Genomic DNA, 15,917 nt, shown 5'->3' on the forward strand with positions numbered 1-15,917 from the left:
CCCATGATCCAGATCACGCTCCCCGACAACTCGCGCCGCGAATTCCCCGGCCCGGTGACGGTGGCCGAGGTGGCGCAGGCCATCGGCCCCGGCCTGGCCAAGATGACGGTGGCCGGCAAGGTCGACGGCCGGCTGGTCGATGCCAGCGACCGTATCGAGCACGACGCGAAGCTGCAGATCATCACGCCCCGCGACGAGGAGGGGCTGGAGATCATCCGCCACTCCACGGCCCACCTGGTGGGCCACGCCGTCAAGCAGCTCTACCCGACGGCCAAGATGGTGATCGGCCCGGTGATCGAGGAGGGCTTCTACTACGACATCGCCTACGAGCGCCCGTTCACGCCCGAGGACATGGCGGCCATCGAGCAGCGCATGCGCGAACTCATCGCGCAGGACTACGACGTGATCAAGAAGATGACGCCGCGCGCCGAGGTGATCGAGGTCTTCAGGTCGCGCGGCGAGGACTACAAGCTGCGTCTGGTCGAGGACATGCCCGACGAGAAGGCAATGGGCCTGTACTACCACCAGGAATACGTGGACATGTGCCGCGGCCCGCACGTGCCCAACACGCGCTTCCTGAAGGTCTTCAAGCTGACGAAGCTGGCGGGTGCCTACTGGCGCGGCGACGCGAAGAACGAGCAGCTCCAGCGCATCTATGGCACGGCCTGGGCCGACAAGAAGCAGCTCGACGCCTACATCCAGCGCATCGAGGAGGCCGAGAAGCGGGACCACCGCAAACTGGGCAAGGAACTGGACCTGTTCCACATCGACGAGGTGGCTCCGGGCGTGGTGTTCTGGCATCCCAAGGGCTGGGCCATCTGGCAGCAGGTGGAGCAGTACATGCGGCAGGTCTACCGCGACACGGGCTACCAGGAGGTCAAGGGCCCGCAGATCCTGGACAAGAGCCTGTGGGAGAAGACGGGCCACTGGCAGAACTACCGCGAGAACATGTTCGTCACGGAATCGGAGAAGCGCGACTACGCGCTCAAGCCGATGAACTGCCCGGGCCACGTGCTCATCTTCAAGAGCGACCTGCGCAGCTACCGCGACCTGCCGATCCGCTACGGCGAGTTCGGCCAGTGCCACCGCAACGAGCCCTCGGGCGGGCTGCACGGCATCATGCGCGTGCGCGGCTTCACGCAGGACGACGGCCACGTCTTCTGCACGGAAGACCACATCCTGGACGAATGCGTGGCTTACACGGCCCAGCTCCTGAAGGTCTACCAGGACTTCGGCTTCGAGGACATCCTCTACAAGGTCGCCACGCGGCCCGAGCACCGCATCGGCTCCGACGAGCTGTGGGACAAGGCCGAGGGCGCGCTGATGGAGGCGCTGCGCCGCTCCGGGGTGGACTTCGTCATCGCGCCCGGCGACGGCGCCTTCTATGGCCCCAAGATCGAGTACACGCTGCGTGACGCCATCGGCCGCCAGTGGCAGTGCGGCACGATGCAGGTGGACTTCAACATGGCCGAGCGCCTGGGCGCCGAGTACGTGACGGAAACCAGCGGCCGTGCGCACCCGGTGATGCTGCACCGCGCCATCGTCGGCAGCCTGGAGCGCTTCATCGGCATGCTGATCGAGCACCACGCCGGCGCCATGCCCGCCTGGCTGGCGCCGGTGCACGTGGCGGTGCTCAACATCACGGACGCCCAGGCCGACTACGCCCGCGACGTGGCGAAAACGCTGCGGAATCAAGGGCTTAGGGTCGAGCTGGACCTGCACAACGAGAAGATTACGTATAAAATCCGCAAGCACGCGTTGCAAAAGCTTCCGTACATCCTCGTCGTGGGCGACAAGGAAAAGGAAGCAGGAGCCGTCGCGGTGCGCGCCCGAGGCAACGTGGACCTCGGAACCATGTCGGTGGAAGCGATCGCCCAGAGGATCGCCGACGACATCACCCAGAAGCGTTGACAGAAAACCGGCCCGGGCCTTCGTCCGGGTTTTTTGTCACAGCCAGGGCGCACCGTTGCTGCGGATAACGCTACTTTTTTTGTAGCATCTTGATGAAGGATTGAACCATCGCTACTGCATTTCGCGACCGCCGCCAGCGCGAGGAACGCCAGCACCGCCTGAACCGGGAGATCATGGCCCCGGAGGTGCGTCTTTTCGGGCCGGAGAACGAGGCATTGGGTGTGGTCCCCCTGCAAGAGGCCCTGCGCCTCGCGGGTGAACACGACGTGGACCTGGTGGAGGTGGTTGCGGCCGCCAACCCGCCGGTATGCCGCCTGATCGAATACGGCAAGTTCAAGTTCCTCGAACAGAAGAAGGCTGCCGAAGCCAAGGCGAAGCAGAAGGTCATCGAAGTCAAGGAGGTGAAGTTCCGCCCCGGCACCGATGACGGTGACTACAACATCAAGATGCGCAACATCCGGCGCTTCCTGGACGACGGCGACAAGGTGAAGATCACCTTGCGCTTCCGGGGGCGCGAGATCACGCACCAGGAGTTGGGGCTGGCGCTCTTGCAGCGCATCCGCGACGAACTGGGCGATGCGATCCTGGTGGAGCAGTTCCCCAAGCTCGAGGGCCGGCAGATGATCATGATGATCGCACCGGGCCGCAAGAAGGCGGGTGGGGGAACGACCAAGTCGGCCAGCGAGCCGGCGGCGGCCTGAGAAGGCTGCCAGGGCAGCCCGCCGCGGCGGGATGCCCGATGAGGATTTCGCAGCAGGGTGCCGCAAGGCGGCCTGCTGCGGGATGAAGAAGTGCCTCGAAGGCCGACAAGTCCGCGAGCCAGTTTCGCGGCGCCTTGCGAGCACAACGAAGAAGGAGCATTCACATGCCCAAAATGAAGACCAAGAGCAGCGCGAAGAAGCGTTTTCGCGTCCGTCCCGGTGGCACCGTCAAGCGCGGTCAAGCCTTCAAGCGTCACATCCTGACCAAGAAGACCACCAAGAACAAGCGTCACCTGCGCGGTGCGGTGGCGGTGCACGAGACCAACATGGTCTCGATGGCCGCCATGCTGCCCGGACAGGGCATTTGATCAACTGACGGACAAGGAGTAACACATGCCTCGCGTCAAACGTGGCGTCACCGCCCGCGCTCGTCACAAGAAGGTTCTCGCCCTCGCCAAGGGCTTCCGCGGCCGCCGCGGCAACGTCTTCCGCGTCGCCAAGCAGGCGGTGATGAAGGCGGGCCAGTATGCCTACCGCGATCGCCGCACCAAGAAGCGCGTATTCCGCCAACTGTGGATCGCGCGTATCAACGCTGCCTCGCGTGAACTGGGCCTGACCTACAGCCAGTTCGCCAACGGCATCCGCAAGGCCGGTATCGAGATCGACCGCAAGGTCCTCGCCGACATCGCCGTGCACGACAAGGCCGCTTTTGCCGGCATCGTGGAGCAGGTCAAGGCCAAGCTGGCTGCTTGATTCCGCACCGCGACGGACGCTCCCTCGGGAGCGGCCGGATGCGTCCACGGTTCCAGGGCCGGCGCTTGAGAAAGCACCGGCCCTTTTTCATTCCCCATTCCCCCTGTCTCCCATGAACGAGCTGGACTTGCTGGTCGACCAGGCCCGCGCTGCCTTCGCTGCCACCCAAGCCCCCGCCGAACTCGAGGACGCGAAGGCGCGCTTTCTCGGCAAGTCCGGCCGGGTGACCGAGCTGATGAAGGGCATGGCCCAGCTCAGCGTGGATGAGAAGAAGACCCGCGGCGCTGCCATCAACGCCGCCAAGCAGGCCATCGAGGCGGCCCTGGCCGAGCGGCGCCAGCAACTGGCCGATGCCGAGCTGGCGGCACAGCTGCAGGCCGAGGCGCTCGACGTCACGCTGCCCGGCCGGCGCCGCGCCGGCGGCGGGCTGCACCCCATCGCACGGGCGCAGGAGCGCATCGAGGCGATCTTCGCCAGCATGGGCTTCGACGTGGCCGACGGCCCCGAGATCGAGACCGACTGGTACAGCTTCACCGCGCTGAACAACCCGCCGAACCACCCGGCGCGCTCGATGCAGGACACCTTCTACGTCGACATGAAGGACGCCGACGGCCAGTGGTTCAACCTGCGCCCGCACACCTCGCCGATGCAGGTGCGCTATGCGCAGGCGCATGCCCGCAGGTACGCCGGCCAGGCACACATGCCCGACATCCGCGTCATCGCGCCCGGCCGTACCTACCGGGTGGACAGCGACGCCACCCACTCACCCATGTTCCACCAGGTCGAGGGCCTGTGGATCGGCGAGAACGTCAGCTTCAAGGACCTGAAGGTGATGTATCTGGACTTCATCCAGGCCTTCTTCGAGACCAGCGCGCTGAAGCTGCGCTTCCGCCCCAGCTACTTCCCCTTTACCGAGCCCAGCGCCGAGATCGACATCATGTTCGAGGAGGGCCCGCTGGCCGGCCGCTGGCTGGAGGTGTCCGGCTCGGGCCAGGTGCATCCGCAGGTGGTGCGCAACATGGGCCTGGACCCGGAGCGCCACATCGGGTTCGCCTTCGGCTCCGGCATCGACCGGCTCGCCATGCTGCGCTACGGCGTGAACGACCTGCGCCTGTTCTTCGAGGGCGACCTGCGCTTCCTCGGCCAGTTCCAGTAATTCCAGAACGAGACGCATAGAGATGCAATTCCCCGAGTCCTGGCTGCGCGAGTTCTGCAACCCGCCCCTCAGTTCCGAAGCCCTCGCCGAGACGCTGACCATGGGCGGCTTCGAGGTGGAGGAGCGCCGCCCCGCCGCGCCGCCCTTCACCCAGGTGGTGGTGGGCGAGATCAAGGAGGCCGTGCAGCACCCCAACGCCGACCGCCTGCGCGTGTGTCAGGTGGACGTCGGCGGCGAAGCGCTGCTCAGCATCGTGTGCGGCGCGCCCAACGCGCGCGCCGGCATCAAGGTGCCTTGCGCGCTGGTCGGCGCTGAGCTGCCGCCCGGCGAGGACGGCAAGCCCTTCCGCATCAAGCTGGGCAAGCTGCGCGGCGTCGAGAGCCAGGGCATGCTGTGCTCGGCGCGTGAGCTGGGCCTGAGCGAGGACCACGGCGGCCTGCTGGAGCTGCCCGCCACTCTGCTGCCGGGCGAGGACGTGCGCGCCGCGCTGCAGCTCGACGACGTGGTGCTGACCATCAAGCTCACGCCCAACCTGGCGCACGGCTTGTCGGTGTACGGCATCGCGCGCGAGCTGTCGGCCCTGACGGGCGCGCCGCTGGTCACGCCGGAGATCCCGGCCGTGCCGCCGCAACTGGACGACACGCTGCCGGTGCGCGTCGAGGCGAGCGACCTGTGCGGCCGCTTCTCGGGCCGCATCGTGCGCGGCGTGAACACCGCCGCCGCCACGCCGGCCTGGATGGTCGAGCGCCTGGCGCGCTGCGGGCAGCGCAGCGTCACCGCGCTGGTCGACATCTCGAACTACGTGATGTTCGAGTACGGCCAGCCCTCGCACATCTTCGATCTGGACAGGATCCACGGCGGCCTGGCGGTGCGCTGGGGCCGCACGGGCGAGCAGCTCAAGCTGCTCAACGGCAGCACCGTGACGCTGGACGGCACCGTGGGCGTGATCGCCGACGAACGCGAGGTGGAGTCGCTGGCCGGCATCATGGGCGGCGACGCCACCGCCGTGTCCGACGACACGAAGAGCATCTACATCGAGGCGGCGTTCTGGTGGCCCGAGGCGGTGCAGGGCCGCTCGCGGCGCTTCAACTTCTCCACCGACGCCGGCCACCGCTTCGAGCGTGGCGTGGACCCGAGCCGCACCGTGCAGATGATCGAGCGCATCACCCAGCTGGTGATCGCGGTCTGCGGCGGTACGCCGGGCCCGGTGGACGACCAGGTTCTGAAACTGCCCGAGCGGGCGCCGGTGGTCCTGCGCGTCGAGCGCGCCGCGCGCGTGATCGGCATGCCCCTCACGCAGGCCCAGTGCGCGGACGCGCTGCAGCGCCTGGGCTTCGTCCTCACCGCCAGCGAGGGCGTCATCTCCGTCACGCCGCCGCCGCACCGCTTCGACCTGGCGATCGAGGAGGACCTGATCGAGGAGGTGGCACGGCTGGTGGGCTACAACAACCTGCCCGCCACGCCGCCGCTGGCGCCGATCCGCGCGCGCGTGGGTTCCGAATCGCAGCAGGGCCGCTTCGCCGTGCGCCACCGGCTGGCCGACCTGGGCTACCAGGAGACCATCAACTTCAGCTTCGTTGAGGCCGCGTGGGAGCGCGACCTGGCCGGCAATGCCGACCCGGTGAAGCTGCTCAATCCCATCGCCAGCCAGATGAGCGTGATGCGCTCGTCGCTGATGGGCTCGCTGCTGAACGTCCTGAAATACAACCTCGACCGCAAGGCGCCGCGCGTGCGCGTGTTCGAGGTGGGGCGCGTCTTCCTGCGCGATGCGGCCGAGCAGGGCTCGGACCGCGAGGTGCAGGGCGTGCGCCAACCGATGCGCATCGGCGGCCTGGCGTGGGGCGACGTCCAGGCCGCGCGCTGGGACGGCAAGCCGCAGCGCGTGGACTTCTACGACCTCAAGGCCGACGTGGAGGCGCTGCTCGCGCCGCGCATGCCGCGCTTCGAGGCGGCCGAGCATCCGGCGCTGCACCCGGGGCGCTGCGCGCGCGTGCTGCTGGACGGCGAGGTCGTCGGCGTGCTGGGCGAGCTGCACCCGCGCTGGCGCCAGCAGTGGGAGCTGCCGCATCCGCCGATGCTGTTCGAGCTCGACTTCGAGGCCGTGGCGCGGCGCGACCTGCCCAAGGGGCAGGCCGTGCCTCGCCAGCAGCCGGTGGAGCGCGACATCGCGGTGGTCGTGGCCGAGGCGGTCACGCACGATGCGCTGATGGCGGCCGTGCACGCGGCGCCCACGCAGGGCCTGCTGCGCACGGCGCAGCTGTTCGACATCTATCGCCCCGCCGGTGGCGCCGGCGGCGGCCTGCAGGCCGGCGAGAAGAGCATGGCCGTGCGCCTGCTGTTCCAGGGGGAAGCCGGCACGCTCACCGACGCCGAGATCGATGCGGCGGTGCAGGCGATCGTCGCGCACGTCGGCGCGCAGCTCGGCGGGCGATTGCGCGCCTAGGCCACAAGGGAGGAGGTCAACGCCCATGGAATTCACCATCGAAGCCATCGAGACGCCGGCACTCACCAAGGCCCAGCTCGCCGACCTGCTGTTCGAGCAGATCGGCCTGAACAAGCGCGAAGCCAAGGACATGGTCGAGGCCTTCTTCGAGCTGGTGGCGCAGCGGCTCATCGAAGGGGAGGACGTGAAGATCTCCGGCTTCGGCAACTTCCAGATCCGCATCAAGGCGCCGCGGCCGGGGCGCAACCCGCGTACCGGCGAACTGATCCCGATCGGCGCGCGCCGCGTCGCCACCTTCCACGCCAGCGCCAAGCTGAAGGAACAGATTCACGGTTTGCCCTCCGAAGAGGGGGCTTCTGCCGATGAATGAGGCTGCTGAAGTCGCGCAGGACTGGCGATGAGCGCCTGCGTGGAGTAACCTCTTACGTTTGCCGCGCACCGTGTTGATTTCAATGGAGAAAATGGAGCAGGGTCTTCCCAGCATCCCCGTCAAGCGCTACTTCACCATCGGGGAAGTGGCCGAGCTGTGCGGCGTCAAGCCGCATGTGCTGAGGTACTGGGAGCAGGAATTCACCCAGCTTCGTCCGATGAAGCGGCGCGGCAACCGCCGCTACTACCAGCACCACGAGGTGCTGATGATCCGCCGCATCCGCGACCTGCTCTACGACCAGGGCTTCACGATCAGCGGCGCGCGCAACAAGCTCCAGGAGATGGTGCACGCGGACCGCGAGCGCCGCCGCGGGAGCGATGCGGGAGCAGGCTTCGGCGACGACGAGGGAGCGGCGCGGCCTCACGAACCGGCGGCGCCTGCGCCCGACGCCACCGCGACGGCACCCGTCAACGGTTTCGCCTCATCGCCGGCCTGGACTGGCCGCGGCGACATCCTCCACCTGCAGCAGTTGCGCCGGGAACTCCGGGAAATCCGCGAGTTGCTGAGCCCCACACCCTACTGATCTCCCGACGCATGCGGCGCCTGCCTTCGTGGCGGGGTGTCGCGTCTTCGACGCCCGGCGGCGGGCGCATGTTCGTGCATCGATTGTTTCGCTCATGCGAACAGCGCGTTCCGATTTCATAGGGTTTCTACTGATCCATCCGGTCCACAATTCTTCTCACGGGCCAGCGCTTGAACGCCGACCCGAAGCGAACCCGGCAGGTGCCCCGTTCGCTCCCTTGTTCAAACGCTGTCCAAGCAAGAAGGAGTAAGACCATGAAGACCTCGAAGATCATCGCCGTTGCCGCCGTGTCGCTGCTGGCCGCCGTGGGCGCCGCGCAGGCGGAGGAATACCAGGGCGTGCTGAGCATCGACTCGACGTACAGCCGTGCCGAAGTGCAGCAGCAGGCCATCGCGGCCGCACGCCAGAGCAACGCCTACGGCGAAGCGGCCGGCGGTGCGCTGAGCGCGCCGGTGGTGGGGCAGAAGGACCGCGCGACGGTGCGAGCCGAGGCGGTGGCCGCGGCGCACAACCCGACGTCGAACCTGGACGCCAAGGCGTTCGTGAACAGCCAGATCCCCGAGCAGTACACGAACGGCAGCCTGGCCCAGCGCCGCGCCGCCGAGCGCAGCGCCGCGCTCTGATCGCGCCGCCCACAGGGCACTCAGGCGGGCGCCGCCTGATTCAGAGGTCCAGGACGGGCCCGGGAGGCGCCTGAATGCAGGCCCGGCACGCGAAAGCGTGCCGGGTTTTTTGTGCATGCTCCGGCCGGTGCTCCAGTGGCAGCACCTTCTTCAAAAAAGGCTCATCGGCGCCACGCATCGACCGGCGCCAAGGCCCAGTCCTGGATCGCCATGTCGGTCCGCCGCTTGCGCACCTCGTCGATCCGGCGGGCGATCAATTTGCCGGATGTTTCCAGGCGTTGAAGGTCCCGGCTCGTCAAATCCTGGTTCGGGGCGAAACTGAAGCAGCACAAAGTGCCGTAGATGCTGCCATCGGCCAGAACGATGGGCACGCTGAGAAAGGCCCTGACCGGGAACGGGGCCGACAACTCCCTCGCAACAGGGTGCTTGGCAGCATCCCGAAGCATCCGGGGCAGGAGCCCGTCAACGACCTTCCTGCAGTAGGTTCGTTCCAGCGGGTCGCTCTGGCCGTCTCGGATGACTTTGGCTTTGGCGTCAGTGGCCACGCGCCGATAGACGCGCTGCCCATCAACGAATTCGGCGACGAAGGCAACGTCCATGCGCAGGTGCTTGCGCATGGCGTTCAGGACCTCCGGGACCGCCGAGTCGATCAGATAGTCGCAACTGTCCGCCGTGGCAACAAGAATCTCGGACACCTTCACGTCGAAGGCGTCCATGCCGTACGGATCCTCTCTCTCAAAACTCAAAACTGACAAGCCTCTCGCAAATCGAAGGCGCTCATCGTCTCACCCCAAGGGCTTGCAAGTAAGACTTCAGAACTATTTCTTGATCGAGAGGGTCATCGTGATGACTGTTTGATGAAGACCTTTTGGCTATACCGCAATGCAGGCGCGCGCGTGCGGCCGACGGGCGCAAGTGGCGGGCAGTGGTGGGGAGTCCGATGGAGAGGAGCCGCTGTGACGAGGGGCGAGAGAGTTCCGACGTCGACTGCGATGGCACGCAGCGTCGCGGCTTTTGCGGGCCTGGGTGCGCGAGGACGCCTTCCTGTCAGGCGAGTGAATGGCGTGCTGTCAACGAAAAAGGGCGTCCGGTGGATGAAACCGGACGCCCTTGGACGTTTTGTTGGTCGTGTGAAACCGCTCGAAGGATCATCTGAAACCCGCATGGATATTGGGTTTCATGAATTCGGACGGTCGCTAGTTCCCCGGTTTGTTCCCCGCTTTGGTGGTTGATACCCCTTCGGCATGTCGCCCGGGCATCCAACCACACTTGCTATTGGCACAAAATTTGTCGGTGTTGCTTGGTGCCAACAAACCGGGCTGTTCCAATAGCGCCCATGCAGGTGCAGGATGTTCCATTGAATCACACAACTCGCAAGGTTGCGGCCAACGAAGCGACGCGCATCGTCCTCGGTCTCATGGAGAGCGCCGGGCGCCAAAAGAATCTCGAATCGTTCGCTCCGATGATCGGGAAGTGGTTCCAGATTTTGTGCTCGACTGATGACCGCCCTCGGGGGTATGCCGAGATTAGAGCGGCAATCATTGCCGAGTCTGCATTCGGAGGGTGGCGCGACTATCTGCTTGCCTGCCTGGAAACTTGTGCGTTCTGTGCTCATGCGGCGCGCACCCCAGAGCACCTTGCATGGCAGGCAATCTCCGAGGCGCAACGGCATGCCGGTGTCGCGCTCACCTACTTTGTCGCCCACGTGGAGGAGAAGCACCGTCTGAGTGTTGGTGGAAAGAAGATGAAGGACGCGCAGACCAAAAGGAACGACCCATTGCGCGACTATGTACTGAAGAAGGCGGCGGACTCCAATATCTCGTCCATCTCCGGCGTCGCAGGCCTGGTCGTGAATGCCCTCAAGAAGAAACACGGAAGCCTAGCTGAAGCCATCAAACACTTCGGTGCCGGTTTGAGTAGGAAGGGGGACGATGTTGATGCGGAAGAGCGTCTGAAAAAGCGATTCGCGAAGTACATCACCGATGACATGCTGAATTCGGGTGCGCTGGCAAAGGATGAGCGCGCGAACCCGCAGGCATTCAAGCGCTGGAAAGATAGTTTCCGTTTGCCGGGCTAACGGGTTCGGGAAAGTGGGGCGGCGGCGGACCATAGCCGCCCATGGAAACATCCACTGCCACCCACCAAAGCGCAATAGCGGTCGATCCGCTCGACCGTCTCCCGGCCGTTCTGGCTGTTCGCGGCGTTCGGAAATCCCAGCACCACAACGACATCAAGTCGGGGCTCTACACGCAACCTGTGAAGCTCGGCCCCCGCGCCAGCGGCTGGCCGCGTAGCGAGGTCGCTGCCCTGAATGCGGCCCGCATCGCCGGCAAGTCCGCCGACGACATCCGCGCCCTCGTGCAGAAGCTGATGGCCGCCCGGGCGTCCATGGCGTGAGGGGGCGGCACATGCGTAATGTGATTTGCGTCGGCAGCCTCGGCGGCGAGCGCGCGAGCGCAGCTCACGATCTTGGCGACGCGGCGGGCGTGATTGCCGCCCTTCGCGCCGCCTGCTACCGCGTCGAGAAGTCGGCCGCCGCCGGCTGGCTTGTCTCCCGCTGGAACATCGTCAACTACTGCCAGCGCCTCGCCGACCTTGAAGGCTTTGCGCGCCGCGCCAGCGTGGAGTTCGTGCCGCACGACAAGCGCGTGATGAACGCCCAGGCCGTGGCAGCCCTGGCCGGGCATCGCCTGGAGCGCGAGGTCTGCATTGACGGCCGCTACCGCTGGCGCCTCGATTTCGCCGACGGCCGCGCGTGCATCCTCGGCACGCTGGCCGAGGTGGAGAAGGCCCTGGCGTCGCCCGACGGCGCATCGCAAGTGGGCGGTACTTCCTGATGGCCCGCATCCGCACCATCAAGCCTGAATTCCATACGAGCGAACAGGTGATGAACCTCAAGCCCGTCGCTCGCCTCGCTTTCATTGGCCTCTGGAACTTCTGCGACGACGGCGGCAATCATCCGGCGAGTGCCCGCACCCTCAAGGCCGAGGTGTTTCCGGGGGATGACGACCTGTCGGCCTCGGACGTGCAGGCCCTCGTCGATCAGATGCTGACGCAGGGGCTAGTGAAGCTCTACGAGGTCGGCGGCAAGTCCTATTGGCATGTCACTGGCTGGCACCATCAGCGCATCGAACGCCCCACGATGAAGCACCCGCTGCCGCCCGATGCGGCGTCGAATGATCAGCAAGGCAGGTGTGACAAACCGATGAACCGTCGCCAACCTGCCGCTGAGGAGTCGCCGCGCGATCCCGGACGCCTCGACGAGTCCTCGGCGAATGATCGTCGAGACCTCGACGAGCCCTCGACCCCGGAAGGGAAGGGAGAGGAAGGGAAGGGAGAGGAAGGGAAGGGAGAGGAAGGGAAGGGAGAGGAAGGGAAGGGAGAGGAAGGGAAGGGAGATTCCGAGGCTAAAGCCTCGGGCGCCGTCGGCGCCGCAGTTCCGCCCATGAGCCCTCTCGAACAGGCGGCCCTGATGCCGCAGCGCAAGGAAGGCGAGCCCCTGACCGAGGAGCAAGAAAAGCTCCTGTGGTCCGGCTGTCGGCACCTCCTGGCCGAGCAGGGCGTGAGTGCCGACAGCGCCGGCACCTTCATCGGCCGGCTCATCAAGGACGTGGACGGCGACCGCGCGCTGGTCTTCGACGTGATGCGCGAGGCGTGCATCGAGAAGCCCCTGGGCGCCCGAGCCTGGATGCGGGCCGCGTGCAAGCAGCGCCACGTCGGCGCCACGCCGAAGAAATCGACGGCGAGCACGCACGCCGGATTTGATGACCTCAACTATCAACACGGAGTCCAAGAAGATGGAACGCTCGCCCTCTAACCCCGCACGGAATTCCACGCGTACCGTCGCGGACGCCCTGCAGAAAATGAGCCTGGGCGAGCGCGAAATGCACTGTGATGTGCACGGGACCACGTACACCAGCGCCGGCATCAGCCTGCTGGGCGGCCGGAAGGAAATCTGGGGCCCTTGCCCTGACTGCGCGGAGGACCGTGAGGTAGCCGAGCGCCGCGCAGAGGTCGAGCGTTGCGCCGAGATCGAGCGTCAGCGTCTCCATGCCGCCTTCGGCGCCGCGAAGATTCCCCGCCGCTACACGGGCATGTCGTTCGAGGCATTCAACGCCGACTCGCACGAGAAGGTCAAGGCGCTGGACATGGTGCAGAAGTTCGTCTCCGACTTCGATCTGCGCGTCGAAGATGGCGGCGGTCTGATCCTCGCCGGCCGCCCTGGCACCGGAAAGACGATGCTGGCTTGCATCGCGCTGCAGGCCATCGCGCCGAAGCACGTCGGCCTGTACATCGGAGCGCTGGATGCCGTTCGCGCTCTGCGTGCCACCTGGTCCAAGAACAGCCAGCGCACGGAGATGGAGGTCCTCGAAGACCTCGGCGGTGTGCCGCTGCTGGTCCTCGATGAAGTGGGTGTGCAGTTCGGGACCGACGCCGAGCGCAACCAGCTCTTTGAGGTGCTGGACCGTCGCTATCGCGAACAGCGCCCGTCCATTCTGGTGACGAATCGGGATGTGGCGGGGCTCAAAGAAACCCTCGGCGAGCGCGTGTTCGACCGCCTGACGGAGACCTCCAAGATGGTGGTCTTCGATTGGGAGAGCCATCGCCCTAAGGCGCAGCCCGCGCGTGCGGCTGCAAACGACCCCAATTCGCCCAAGCTGGCCGCCTAGAGCGATGGGGATGCTTGAACTCAGCGCCATCCGCACCGACGGCGGCACCCAGGCCCGCGTGGCGATGAACGCGCAGGCCGTCGCCGAGTACCGCGATGCCTTCCGGGCCGGCGTGGACCTCCCGCCGGTCATCGTTTTCTACGATGACGCCGCCCACTGGCTGGCGGACGGCTTCCACCGCTACCACGGCGCGAAGGCGGCCGGCATGAAGTCGATCTCGGCGAACATCATGCCGGGGTCGCGCCGCGACGCGGTGCTGTACAGCCTGAAGGCCAACGCCACGCACGGCCTGCGGCGCACCAACGCCGACAAGCGCAAGGCCATCGAGACCATGCTCGGCGATCCGGAATGGTCGCAGTGGAGCGACAGCCGTATTGCAGGTGCCTGCGGCGTCAGCGACAAGACCGTCGCCAGCGTCCGCGCCATCTTCGGAAATTCCGAAGATGCGAAGCCCGCTGTCCGCACGGTGCAGCGCGGCGGGGCCACGTACACGCAGAGGATCGGGAGCATCGGTAAGGTGCGCCCCATCGCGTCCGCCACGAGCACCGGCGACAACGCGGCGTTCCGCGCGCTGTTCTCGCTGCCGCCGATCCAGCCGGCCACCTCGACCGAGCTGGCCGTGCCGGTGGTTCCCTCGGAGCCCGAGCACGTCACTGGCGACTTCGAGGTCGATGCCGTGCTCTGGCTGCAAGGCATGGTGCGCACCGGCGATCAGGCGCTGATCGGCAGGGCGCTGGAGGCGGCCAAGCGCATCAACACGCCGATGAAGGAGCTGCAGAAGCGCTACGAGGGGCACATCATGCGCACCGGTGGTCACGTCCTTCAGGCGATGCTCGCGACCCTGAATTTCGGCGACCTGAACCGTATCGCCAAGACCGCCGTCGCCAAGGCGCAGCGTCGGCACGAAGCGCTTTCTCGATTCGGCTCAATGGAGGCCGTGTACGCCTACACCCCAGCGGAGGAGGCGTGCATGATGGCGCTCGACGGCCTGAAGCCCGACGCCGGCCGTGGCTGGATCGATGTGGATCGCGCTGCGCCACGCTTTGCTGCACATCCCGATCTCGTGCCCGCCACGCTCACCGACTGCCTGGTCGAGTTCGACTACTGGCACGCGCTGTACTCGCTGCGCGCGGCGTTCGAGGGGGGCTTCGGCGACTGCGATCCGGCCGGCAGCACCCATGAGGACTACGCCTTCGCCGCCCTGGCGCGCATCCCGCCGCGCGACACGGCCGAGGCCATGGCGGTGCTCGACCGCCTTCTGGAAAACGACCGCATGGGTCGCGCGGAGGTGCCAGCGATCCTGCGCAACCTCATCGCAGGGCCGCGCGGTCGCGATAGAGCGGGGGATCGTGATTCCCTACCTCCTTCCGCCGCACCGGCCCACTGCAATGGCGCTTGCTGTCTTCGCTCACTTCCACGAGATCATGAACCCGACCAATCCCTCCACGCCCATTCCGCTGCCGGCCATCGACGAAGTGGTGCAGCCTGCAAATGCCATCGGAGCCACGCTTAGCAGAAAGCCCCGGCCTAGCGGTGTCGCCCCGCTGGCGTGGCTGTGGGAGGCCCGGGCGGCGCAGGGCGTGTCGCTATTCGAGCTTGCATCGAGGCTCGGCCTGCAAGCCAAGGTGCTCGACGAGATCGAGCGCGGTGCGCGTCCCATGCGTGCAGACAAGCTGGAGGAAGCGGTCGCGCTGCTGGGCGTCAGTCTGGATACCGCGCTGGGCGCGCCGGACGACGAGTCTGAGCTTGACTGCGAGCCTGAGCCGCTTGAGGAGGCCCTAAGCCGCTGGAAGGAGCCGGTTGCAGACGGGGCGGCATACGTGCCGGGCGTGCCCGTGACCGAGCACATGCAAAAGCGCCTGGCACAACATGATCGCGCCGTGCGCTCTCATCGTCTGTCCGCTGCGCGGAAGCGGATGGGCTTCGACCAGACGGCGGGCGCCTTCCGGATGGGGTTCACCTCGTCAACGCAACTGAGTCTTCTTGAAACTGGCGCGCGCCCGGTCAACATCCAGCACATCGTGGCGGCATCCCGGGCCTACGACGTGACTGCCGACTGGCTGCTCGGCCTGAATGACGAGTTCGAGAAGGCCTCGCAGGAGGAGCGCATCACCAGCGCCCTCGGCGAGCTCATGCGCAAGCTCGCGCGCGAGGCAGCGGGTGCGCTCGTGCGCCACGACAAGCTGCTTGGCGGCCCGAGCTGCGCCACGGTCCGCGAGCTGGTGCTGCGCGGGCAGGCGGTCCTCGACGCGATGGAACGCCTGGACCGTGAGTCGTTTGATGAGGTCAAGGGAGGCGCGACCCTTGAGCGTGTGGCTGGCGAATTCGCCACGGTCCTGTTTCGCACGAAGAAGGCCGTGCTTATGCACGAGGCCGCCAATGAGCGGATGTTCGCGCAGATCGAGCAGGCGGACGTGGTGGGCGCGAGTGCGGCGCAACTCGATCTTGGTGGAAAAAACGGGCAGGCTCAATCAGCCTGAGGCCGGGAAGATCAGGTTCATTCATCCACTCTCAGTCACCGCCATGACCCAGAAGATCACCACTCCGACGGCAAGCTCCCAGCGACTGCTGTCCGAAGCCGCCCTCGCGGATGAACTCGGGGTTCACCCCGACACGCTCGCCATGTGGCGCCGCGATGACGTGCGCCCCCGCCCGCGCCACCTCCAGATCGGCCGAGCGATCCGCTACCGCCGCGAGGACGTGGACG

At 66.5% G+C, this 15,917-nt stretch carries 18 protein-coding genes; 17 read left to right on the forward strand and 1 reads right to left on the reverse strand.

Features of this window, described 5'->3' with window-relative positions; translation table 11 throughout:
• Window positions 1-3: 3 nt before the first annotated feature.
• The 9 genes from thrS (at window position 4) to Q392_RS30990 (ending at window position 8,540) form a co-directional block, all read left to right on the forward strand.
• Complete coding sequence (gene thrS, locus Q392_RS30950) at window positions 4-1,911, forward strand: threonine--tRNA ligase (protein ID WP_038218545.1); 1,908 nt, start codon at window positions 4-6, stop codon at window positions 1,909-1,911.
• Between the two features lie 107 nt (window positions 1,912-2,018).
• Complete coding sequence (infC, locus tag Q392_RS30955; RefSeq protein WP_084217509.1) at window positions 2,019-2,612, forward strand: translation initiation factor IF-3; 594 nt, start codon at window positions 2,019-2,021, stop codon at window positions 2,610-2,612.
• Between the two features lie 164 nt (window positions 2,613-2,776).
• Window positions 2,777-2,980, forward strand: a complete 204-nt coding sequence (gene rpmI, locus Q392_RS30960; protein ID WP_038218549.1) for a 50S ribosomal protein L35 — start codon at window positions 2,777-2,779, stop codon at window positions 2,978-2,980.
• A 25-nt stretch (window positions 2,981-3,005) separates the two neighbouring features.
• Window positions 3,006-3,365, forward strand: a complete 360-nt coding sequence (gene rplT / locus Q392_RS30965; protein ID WP_038218552.1) for a 50S ribosomal protein L20 — start codon at window positions 3,006-3,008, stop codon at window positions 3,363-3,365.
• Between the two features lie 112 nt (window positions 3,366-3,477).
• A complete protein-coding gene (gene pheS / locus Q392_RS30970; RefSeq protein ID WP_038218554.1) occupies window positions 3,478-4,521 on the forward strand; it encodes a phenylalanine--tRNA ligase subunit alpha in 1,044 nt (347 codons plus the stop codon).
• A gap of 22 nt (window positions 4,522-4,543) precedes the next feature.
• On the forward strand, window positions 4,544-6,964 hold the full coding sequence (gene pheT / locus Q392_RS30975) for a phenylalanine--tRNA ligase subunit beta (RefSeq protein ID WP_038218556.1): 2,421 nt from the start codon (window positions 4,544-4,546) through the stop codon (window positions 6,962-6,964).
• Between the two features lie 25 nt (window positions 6,965-6,989).
• Entirely contained in the window at window positions 6,990-7,334 is a 345-nt protein-coding gene (locus Q392_RS30980; protein WP_038218558.1) for an integration host factor subunit alpha, read from the forward strand.
• 91 nt (window positions 7,335-7,425) lie between these two features.
• Window positions 7,426-7,917, forward strand: a complete 492-nt coding sequence (locus Q392_RS30985; protein WP_038218560.1) for a MerR family transcriptional regulator — start codon at window positions 7,426-7,428, stop codon at window positions 7,915-7,917.
• A 254-nt stretch (window positions 7,918-8,171) separates the two neighbouring features.
• Window positions 8,172-8,540: a hypothetical protein gene (locus Q392_RS30990; protein ID WP_038218562.1), complete on the forward strand. Its 369-nt coding sequence runs from the start codon at window positions 8,172-8,174 to the stop codon at window positions 8,538-8,540.
• Between the two features lie 161 nt (window positions 8,541-8,701).
• Here Q392_RS30990 and Q392_RS30995 read toward each other — a convergent pair whose 3' ends face one another.
• Window positions 8,702-9,256 carry a GAF domain-containing protein gene (locus Q392_RS30995; protein WP_051954134.1) on the reverse strand — a complete coding sequence of 185 codons (555 nt, stop codon included), beginning with the start codon at window positions 9,254-9,256 and terminating at the stop codon, window positions 8,702-8,704.
• A 620-nt stretch (window positions 9,257-9,876) separates the two neighbouring features.
• Between Q392_RS30995 and Q392_RS31000 the strand changes: the two genes are divergently transcribed.
• From Q392_RS31000 to Q392_RS31040, 8 genes are all read left to right on the forward strand, one after another.
• Window positions 9,877-10,617, forward strand: coding sequence for a hypothetical protein (locus Q392_RS31000; RefSeq protein WP_157008455.1), 741 nt, complete (start codon window positions 9,877-9,879; stop codon window positions 10,615-10,617).
• 41 nt (window positions 10,618-10,658) lie between these two features.
• Window positions 10,659-10,937 carry a helix-turn-helix transcriptional regulator gene (locus tag Q392_RS31005; RefSeq protein ID WP_051954135.1) on the forward strand — a complete coding sequence of 93 codons (279 nt, stop codon included), beginning with the start codon at window positions 10,659-10,661 and terminating at the stop codon, window positions 10,935-10,937.
• Between the two features lie 89 nt (window positions 10,938-11,026).
• Window positions 11,027-11,377 (forward strand): hypothetical protein, encoded by a 351-nt coding sequence (locus tag Q392_RS31010; RefSeq protein WP_038218571.1) that lies wholly within the window; start codon window positions 11,027-11,029, stop codon window positions 11,375-11,377.
• The gene (locus tag Q392_RS31610; RefSeq protein WP_051954136.1) at window positions 11,377-12,357 is read left to right on the forward strand and encodes a hypothetical protein; all 981 of its coding nucleotides are present in this window, start codon (window positions 11,377-11,379) and stop codon (window positions 12,355-12,357) included. Before Q392_RS31010 ends, Q392_RS31610 begins: the two co-directional genes overlap by 1 nt.
• A complete protein-coding gene (locus Q392_RS31020) occupies window positions 12,338-13,210 on the forward strand; it encodes an ATP-binding protein (RefSeq protein WP_169748375.1) in 873 nt (290 codons plus the stop codon). Before Q392_RS31610 ends, Q392_RS31020 begins: the two co-directional genes overlap by 20 nt.
• Before the next feature lie 10 nt (window positions 13,211-13,220).
• Complete coding sequence (locus tag Q392_RS31615) at window positions 13,221-14,723, forward strand: ParB/RepB/Spo0J family partition protein (RefSeq protein WP_051954138.1); 1,503 nt, start codon at window positions 13,221-13,223, stop codon at window positions 14,721-14,723.
• On the forward strand, window positions 14,635-15,690 hold the full coding sequence (locus Q392_RS31035) for a helix-turn-helix transcriptional regulator (protein ID WP_157008457.1): 1,056 nt from the start codon (window positions 14,635-14,637) through the stop codon (window positions 15,688-15,690). The genes Q392_RS31615 and Q392_RS31035 overlap by 89 nt, the downstream gene beginning before the upstream one ends.
• 43 nt (window positions 15,691-15,733) lie before the next feature.
• A partial coding sequence (locus Q392_RS31040; RefSeq protein WP_038218573.1) for a hypothetical protein occupies window positions 15,734-15,917 on the forward strand: 184 nt, incomplete at its 3' end.

Source organism: Xenophilus azovorans DSM 13620, from assembly GCF_000745855.1.
GTDB classification, from domain to species: domain Bacteria; phylum Pseudomonadota; class Gammaproteobacteria; order Burkholderiales; family Burkholderiaceae_C; genus Xenophilus; species Xenophilus azovorans.

Excerpts from the sequence above, each read along its gene's own strand:
- thrS (WP_038218545.1), top strand. The coding sequence starts at position 4 with ATGATCCAGATCACGCTCCCCGACAACTCGCGCCGCGAATTCCCCGGC.
- rpmI (WP_038218549.1), top strand. The coding sequence starts at position 2,777 with ATGCCCAAAATGAAGACCAAGAGCAGCGCGAAGAAGCGTTTTCGCGTC.
- rplT (WP_038218552.1), top strand. The coding sequence starts at position 3,006 with ATGCCTCGCGTCAAACGTGGCGTCACCGCCCGCGCTCGTCACAAGAAG.
- pheS (WP_038218554.1), top strand. The coding sequence starts at position 3,478 with ATGAACGAGCTGGACTTGCTGGTCGACCAGGCCCGCGCTGCCTTCGCT.
- pheT (WP_038218556.1), top strand. The coding sequence starts at position 4,544 with ATGCAATTCCCCGAGTCCTGGCTGCGCGAGTTCTGCAACCCGCCCCTC.
- Q392_RS30980 (WP_038218558.1), top strand. The coding sequence starts at position 6,990 with ATGGAATTCACCATCGAAGCCATCGAGACGCCGGCACTCACCAAGGCC.
- Q392_RS30985 (WP_038218560.1), top strand. The coding sequence starts at position 7,426 with ATGGAGCAGGGTCTTCCCAGCATCCCCGTCAAGCGCTACTTCACCATC.
- Q392_RS30990 (WP_038218562.1), top strand. The coding sequence starts at position 8,172 with ATGAAGACCTCGAAGATCATCGCCGTTGCCGCCGTGTCGCTGCTGGCC.
- Q392_RS30995 (WP_051954134.1), bottom strand. The coding sequence starts at position 9,256 with ATGGACGCCTTCGACGTGAAGGTGTCCGAGATTCTTGTTGCCACGGCG.
- Q392_RS31000 (WP_157008455.1), top strand. The coding sequence starts at position 9,877 with ATGCAGGTGCAGGATGTTCCATTGAATCACACAACTCGCAAGGTTGCG.
- Q392_RS31005 (WP_051954135.1), top strand. The coding sequence starts at position 10,659 with ATGGAAACATCCACTGCCACCCACCAAAGCGCAATAGCGGTCGATCCG.
- Q392_RS31610 (WP_051954136.1), top strand. The coding sequence starts at position 11,377 with ATGGCCCGCATCCGCACCATCAAGCCTGAATTCCATACGAGCGAACAG.
- Q392_RS31020 (WP_169748375.1), top strand. The coding sequence starts at position 12,338 with ATGGAACGCTCGCCCTCTAACCCCGCACGGAATTCCACGCGTACCGTC.
- Q392_RS31615 (WP_051954138.1), top strand. The coding sequence starts at position 13,221 with ATGCTTGAACTCAGCGCCATCCGCACCGACGGCGGCACCCAGGCCCGC.
- Q392_RS31035 (WP_157008457.1), top strand. The coding sequence starts at position 14,635 with ATGAACCCGACCAATCCCTCCACGCCCATTCCGCTGCCGGCCATCGAC.